At 68.8% G+C, this 6,000-nt stretch carries 6 protein-coding genes; 1 reads left to right on the top strand and 5 read right to left on the bottom strand.

The window, feature by feature from the left end:
* Positions 1 to 322 precede the first annotated feature (322 nt).
* Both ACTWQR_RS30010 and ACTWQR_RS30005 read right to left on the bottom strand, forming a co-directional pair.
* A complete protein-coding gene (locus ACTWQR_RS30010; RefSeq protein ID WP_443230327.1) occupies positions 323 to 1,318 on the bottom strand; it encodes an NAD-dependent epimerase/dehydratase family protein in 996 nt (331 codons plus the stop codon).
* Between the two features lie 128 nt (positions 1,319 to 1,446).
* Positions 1,447 to 1,785 carry a helix-turn-helix domain-containing protein gene (locus ACTWQR_RS30005; RefSeq protein ID WP_443230326.1) on the bottom strand — a complete coding sequence of 113 codons (339 nt, stop codon included), beginning with the start codon at positions 1,783 to 1,785 and terminating at the stop codon, positions 1,447 to 1,449.
* A 695-nt stretch (positions 1,786 to 2,480) separates the two neighbouring features.
* On the opposite strand from ACTWQR_RS30005, the gene ACTWQR_RS30000 reads away from it, so the two are divergent.
* Positions 2,481 to 2,855 (top strand): hypothetical protein, encoded by a 375-nt coding sequence (locus ACTWQR_RS30000; RefSeq protein ID WP_443230325.1) that lies wholly within the window; start codon positions 2,481 to 2,483, stop codon positions 2,853 to 2,855.
* Positions 2,856 to 3,026: 171 nt separating this feature from the next.
* Here the strand turns inward: ACTWQR_RS30000 and ACTWQR_RS29995 are convergent, their stop codons facing one another.
* The 3 genes from ACTWQR_RS29995 to ACTWQR_RS29985 form a co-directional block, all read right to left on the bottom strand.
* Positions 3,027 to 3,353 (bottom strand): SCO5918 family protein, encoded by a 327-nt coding sequence (locus tag ACTWQR_RS29995; RefSeq protein ID WP_443230324.1) that lies wholly within the window; start codon positions 3,351 to 3,353, stop codon positions 3,027 to 3,029.
* A 92-nt stretch (positions 3,354 to 3,445) separates the two neighbouring features.
* A complete protein-coding gene (locus ACTWQR_RS29990; protein ID WP_443230323.1) occupies positions 3,446 to 4,966 on the bottom strand; it encodes a DEAD/DEAH box helicase in 1,521 nt (506 codons plus the stop codon).
* A gap of 406 nt (positions 4,967 to 5,372) precedes the next feature.
* Positions 5,373 to 5,576, bottom strand: coding sequence for a cold-shock protein (locus ACTWQR_RS29985; RefSeq protein WP_030872951.1), 204 nt, complete (start codon positions 5,574 to 5,576; stop codon positions 5,373 to 5,375).
* Positions 5,577 to 6,000 lie beyond the last annotated feature (424 nt).

The following is a 6,000-nucleotide window of genomic DNA, read 5'->3' as shown; positions in this document are numbered from 1 at the left end:
GCGCCACTCTGAGGTAGTCGGGTCGGCCGGGAAGCGCGGCGCTCGGACATCCCGGCACGTCCACTCACGCCGAGGGCCGGGTGCGGACGGGTGGGGGCTGAGGCCCCTTCAGGGGCGCGGGGAACTGCGCGCTCAGCCCACGAGGTCCGGCAGTGTAGGAACTGACCTGAGCCACCCCGTCTTTTAAGGGGCGCGGGGAACTGCGCGACCAGCCACTGACGGCCCGCACTGTACGAACCGGCCTGAGGCGCTTTTAGGGGCGCGGGGAACTGCGCGACAAGCCCCCACCACCCCGCACCCGACAACCCACCCGCAAGTACCCCTACCCCTCCCGCAACCCCGCCGCCGCGAACTCCCGCATCCCCTCCGCGAAACCGACCTCGGCCTTCCAGCCCAGTTCGGCCCGCAGCCGGGACGAGTCCGCCGTGATGTGGCGGACATCCCCCAGGCGGTACTCCCCGGTCACGACGGGCTCGGGCCCGCCGTACGCGGCGGCCAGGACCCGTGCCATCTCCCCGACGGTGTGCGGCTCACCGCTGCCGGTGTTGTACGAAGTGAGCACCCCCGAACCCGAACCCGTCTCCAGCGCCACGACGTTGGCCGCCGCGACATCCCGTACGTGAACGAAGTCCCGTCGCTGTGCCCCGTCCTCGTAGACACGCGGGGCCTCGCCCCGGGCGAGCGCGGAGCGGAAGAAGGAGGCGACGCCCGCATAGGGGGTGTCGCGCGGCATGCCGGGGCCGTACACGTTGTGGTAGCGCAGCGACACCGCGCTGCCGCCCGTCGACCGTGCCCACGCCGCCGCCAGGTGCTCCTGGGCCAGCTTGGTCGTCGCGTACACGTTCCGGGGGTCGACCGGAGCGTCCTCGCCGACCAGCCCGGGGGTCAGCTCCTCACCGCACGAGGGGCACATGGGCTCGAACCGACCGGTGTCCAGATCGGCCACGGCCCGGGGACCCGGCCGCACCACTCCGTGCCACTCGCACGCGTACCGCCCCTCCCCGTACACCACCATCGACCCGGCGAGCACCAGCCGCCGCACGCCCGCGTCGGCCATCGCGGCGAGCAGAACCGCCGTACCGAGGTCGTTGCGCGACACGTACTCGACGGCGTCCGCGAAGCCCGTGCCCAGCCCGACCATCGCCGCCTGATGGGACACGGCGTCCACGCCGGGCAGCGCGGCCGCGACCGCCTCGGCATCGCGCACGTCCAGGCCGTCACGCAGGTCGAAGACGACCGCCTCGTGCCCCCGCGCGGTCAGCGCCTCGACGACATGGGATCCGATGAACCCGGCTCCGCCGGTGACCAGTACTCGCATGGGCCACACGCTAGGACCGCGGGCACACCACACAGCACAGCGGCGCCCGGCACGTCACAGGTCCGTAAGACCTCGTACCGGCTGCGCCACACGCGCGCGTGCGGGCCCACAGGCCCGCGCCCAGGCACTCAGCCGGAACCGTCGGACGCTTCGTCCCTGGCGCGGCGGTACTCGGCGTTGATGCGCTGTGCTTCCTCGAGCTGGTCCTCAAGGATGACGATGCGGCAGGCAGCCTCGACCGGGGTTCCGTTGTCGACGAGCTCGCGGGCGCGGGCGGCGATCCGCAGTTGGTAGCGGGAGTACCTCCGGTGCCCGCCCTCGGAGCGGAGCGGGGTGATCAGACGAGCCTCACCGATGGCGCGGAGGAAGCCAGGGGTGGTGCCGAGCATTTCGGCGGCCCGGCCCATCGTGTACGCGGGGTAGTCGTCGTCGTCCAGACGACCGCTGAGCGGAGTATCTGCTGTCATTTCACCTCGTTGTACGACGCGTCGAGGGGCCCTGGTGCCGTATGGCACCAGGGCCCCGAAGGAAATTGAACACCATCTGTCGGCACTACTGCTGTGCCGGCCTTCTGTTTCCGCTACCCGGCCCGGGAGAGGGTCGGGAGTGCGGGGATCGCGGATGCGTGACCGGGGACCACCTTCCATTCCGGGGTCTTGCGGTACCCGGCCGAATCTTTCTCGGGCCGGGCGATCCTGATGGCGTCTGCTCCTCCGTCCTTCCTCTGAATCAACCACTTGCCGTACCGGCGGCTGCGGTACTGCACCAGTGCAGCGCCGGTGATGTGAACTGCTGGTGTCGCTGTCGGCGGCCCCTCAGCCTGCGAGCCACCCAGTGCGACTGCCAGTCCCGTCACCGTCGTCCTGCGAACACTTTGGCTTCGGAACTCCACAGTCGCCCTGACCTGCGAACTTCATGTACTGCTACCCGCCAGTTCGTGTCTGCCGGGTCTTGTTGACCTTGTTTACGAGAAAAACCCTACCCACATCACCAGCCAATGTCTACTGCGGCCAGCATAGATTTCAGCCCTCTGGAGGCGTAAGTATTCTGTGACTCGCGGTCACCGGTGCCCCGGGCAGCCGGGCGTGCTGCCGTCGGGTGGCAGCGCGGGCACGGTGGACCGGGGGCTCCGGAGACGGACCGCTGGATAGAATCCGCTCTCATGTCGAAACCTGACGAGCTGCTCGTGGACATCTCCGCCATGGTGGAGTCCGCGCAGAGCAATCAGATGTCGCTGACCGTGGTTGTCGGCGGAGCTGTCATCACCGGCCGACTGGCTCCCGAAGCCGTGTGGCGGGAGCGCGTGTCGGAGGTCCTGAAGGACTCGGACCGCCTCGGCCCGTTCTCCGGTGTCTTCGCCGCCGACCGGGCAGAGGCCCGGCCCGAGGGCGGCGAGGCACCCACGTATCTGCATTTCCATCTCGCGCGGATCCTGCAGGGCAGCATCGGGATCCCCGAGACGGGCGGCATGTATCGCGTGGCGATCAGGGATGTGAGCGCCTGGACCGTGGGTGACGTCAGCTACTCCGACCACTGAGCCGCCGACCGGACGATGACACGCGATGAGGGCCCTGCCGACGCACGTCGGCAGGGCCCTCATCGTTGTTCTGGTCGTTCTGGCCGTTCTGGCTGTTCTGATCGTCCTTGTGTCGGCTTCCGCCCGCTCCTCATGCCTTTCGGAGGGCGGGCGTGCCGGTCCTCATGGTTTTCAGGGAGCGGGGCTGCCGAGCAGGTCCGACGCGGTCTGCAACGGCGTAAGCGCGGGCGCGGCGGGCGCGGCAGGTGCGGCGGGTGCGGCCTCGTCGCCGTTGCGGCAGGTAAAGCCGAGGCGGCTCATGGCGCGGGTGACCTCACCGCTTGTGAAGTCGCGGCGGTCCTGTCGGGTGATGATTTCGCCCACTTGCTTGACGGGGTACTGGCGACGGCCGATGACTACGGACTCACCCTTGAGGGGCTCGGGCGTGACGCCCTTCATGGAGTCCAGCACTCCGCTTTTGGTGAGATCGAACGGGAACCGGGCGATGACGCAGCGCATGATGCCTCACAGGGAAGGAAGGGGAGCGAGTACGGGGCTGATCGGGTGAGGTGGATCAGCGGGGAACGGTGAGCCCTTGGGCCACGAAGGGGCTAGGCCGCCGTGTTGGAGGCGGACGACCGCGGTCCCGAGCGGCGTGCCGCCTCGCCGGTGGACCGGCCCTGGGCGGTGCGGCCGCGGCGGCCCCGGGACGAGGGGGAGTTGCCGCGCCGGGGGCGCTCCACGACGGGCGCGGTGATGGTGACCGGGATGCCCGAGGGGGCCTGGGCGCCGGTGATGCGGCTCAACTCCGCTTCGCCCGAGGAGACTTGGGTGGTCTGTGGAGTGATGCCGGCGGCGGCCATCAGCCGGCTCATGTCGCGGCGCTGGTTGGGGGTCACCAGGGTGACGACGCTGCCGGACTCGCCGGCGCGTGCCGTGCGGCCGCCGCGGTGCAGATAGTCCTTGTGGTCGCTGGGCGGATCGACGTTCACGACCAGGTCGAGGTTGTCGACGTGGATGCCGCGCGCCGCGACGTTGGTCGCCACCAGTACCGTCACGTGCCCGGTCTTGAACTGGGCCAGGGTCCGGGTGCGCTGAGGCTGGGACTTGCCGCCGTGCAGGGCGCCGGCGCGGACGCCGCTGTTGAGCAGGTGCTCGGTCAGGCGGTCCACCGCGTGCTTGGTGTCCAGGAACATGATCACCCGGCCCTCGCGTGCCGCGATCTCGGTGGTCGTCCGATGCTTGTCCGCGCCGTGCACGTGGAGTACGTGGTGCTCCATCGTGGTGACCGCGCCCGCGGACGGGTCGACGGAGTGGACCACCGGGTCGTGGAGATAGCGACGAACCAGAAGGTCGACGTTGCGGTCCAGGGTGGCCGAGAAGAGCATCCGCTGCCCCTCGGGACGTACCTGGTCGAGCAGCGCGGTGACCTGCGGCATGAAGCCCATGTCGGTCATCTGGTCGGCCTCGTCGAGGACGGTGATGGCGACACGGTCGAGTCGGCAGTCGCCGCGGTCGATGAGGTCCTTGAGCCGGCCCGGCGTCGCGACGACGACCTCGGCGCCGGAGCGCAGCGCACCGGCCTGCTTGCTGATCGACATTCCGCCGACCACGGTGGTCAGCCGCAGCTTCACGGAGCGGGCGTACGGGGTGAGCGCGTCGGTGACCTGCTGGGCGAGCTCGCGGGTGGGCACCAGGACGAGGGCCAGCGGCTGCCGGGGCTCGGCGCGCTGATCGGTCGTACGGGCCAGCAGTGCGAGGCCGAAGGCGAGGGTCTTGCCCGAACCGGTGCGGCCGCGGCCGAGTACGTCACGACCCGCGAGGGAGTTCGGCAGGGTCGCCGCCTGGATCGGGAACGGTACGGTCACGCCTTCGCGGCCGAGCGCGGCCAGCAGCGGCGCCGGCATGGCGAGATCGGCGAACGCCTCGACGGCAGGGATGGCGGGGGTGATCGTCTTCGGCAGTGCGAACTCGCCCTGCGGCGCGGCCTGTCGGCGTCCGTGGCCTTCGGAGCGGCGCGGAGCACCGGAGTGGCCGGAGACCGAGGACCCGAAGCGGCCGCCGCCCCTCTGGGAGCCGGAACCTCCGGTGCGAGTGCGGGAGAAGCGATCGTTTGTGCGCGTGCGGTTCATGCAGAACCTTCCTTGATGTGGCACGTATCAAGGAATTCCCGCAGCAAACGAGCAGCGCAGAGAATCGCAAGAACGAGCCGAAGACAATGCGAGATCGAAAGGGATCCGCAGGGAGTTCTTTGAGTTCTTACCCGCGGGGATGTGTAATCGCGGGGATCCGTACCCGCGGGATGCGACCCGCGGAATTTGTACCCCAGGGAATGCGTACGGGATACGAAAGGGATACGTCGCTCAAGAGAATTGCGCGATCCCGGTGGTAGGGCTCGGGGGAGGCCAGGCATTCCATGGGGAGGCTCCGGCGGATTTTCGTCCGGAGCGGCCTGGTGGAGAGTCCGTGCCTGAAAAGCGATCAGCTGGGGCCCGCACCCCAAGGTGCGGGCCCCAGCTGCGAAGTTACGTGCCAGCGTCAGGCGGGAACGATGTTCTCGGCCGTCGGGCCCTTCTGGCCCTGCGCGATGTCGAAGGTCACCTTCTGGCCCTCCGACAGCTCACGGAAGCCCTGAGCGGCGATGTTGGAGTAGTGGGCGAAGACGTCGGCGCCGCCGCCGTCCTGCTCGATGAAGCCGAAGCCCTTTTCCGCGTTGAACCACTTCACGGTACCTGCAGCCATGTCAAATCTCCTTTGGGACGGTGCTCGGAGTTCACGCTGTGTGGACTCCGCGTCGCCGTGATGATCACCCCGCCGGAAAATGAACCGGAGATATAAAAGAGCTCCACCGTTATGCGAAACCGGTGAGGGCACTCCCAAAGTGTTCGGGAACCACAACTGCAACTTGAATCAACAGTAGCACGGTGCGATCGATCGTGTGCGGAGGATAACTCTGCTCTGCCGGTCGGGTAAGGAACCTTCATCGCGCGTGGCATCCATTTCTCACTTCGTGGCCATAGATATTGGCTCGCCCGGACCGCAGCGTTTCTGCCGACGAGCGGTCTCGGTCTCCCTGAGGTCAGGTCGGGTCAGCGCGTCGAGGGCGGCGAGGAGGCCCGTCCGGAGTCGGGGTCCTGCCGGTTGCCGAGGGCGGCGAAGCGCGGGC

The sequence above is a fragment of the Streptomyces sp. 2A115 genome (genome assembly GCF_052245575.1).
Lineage (GTDB): Bacteria > Actinomycetota > Actinomycetes > Streptomycetales > Streptomycetaceae > Streptomyces.
The sequence above is the reverse complement of the archived record's forward strand: the minus strand, read 5'-3'. Positions and strand labels throughout refer to the sequence as shown.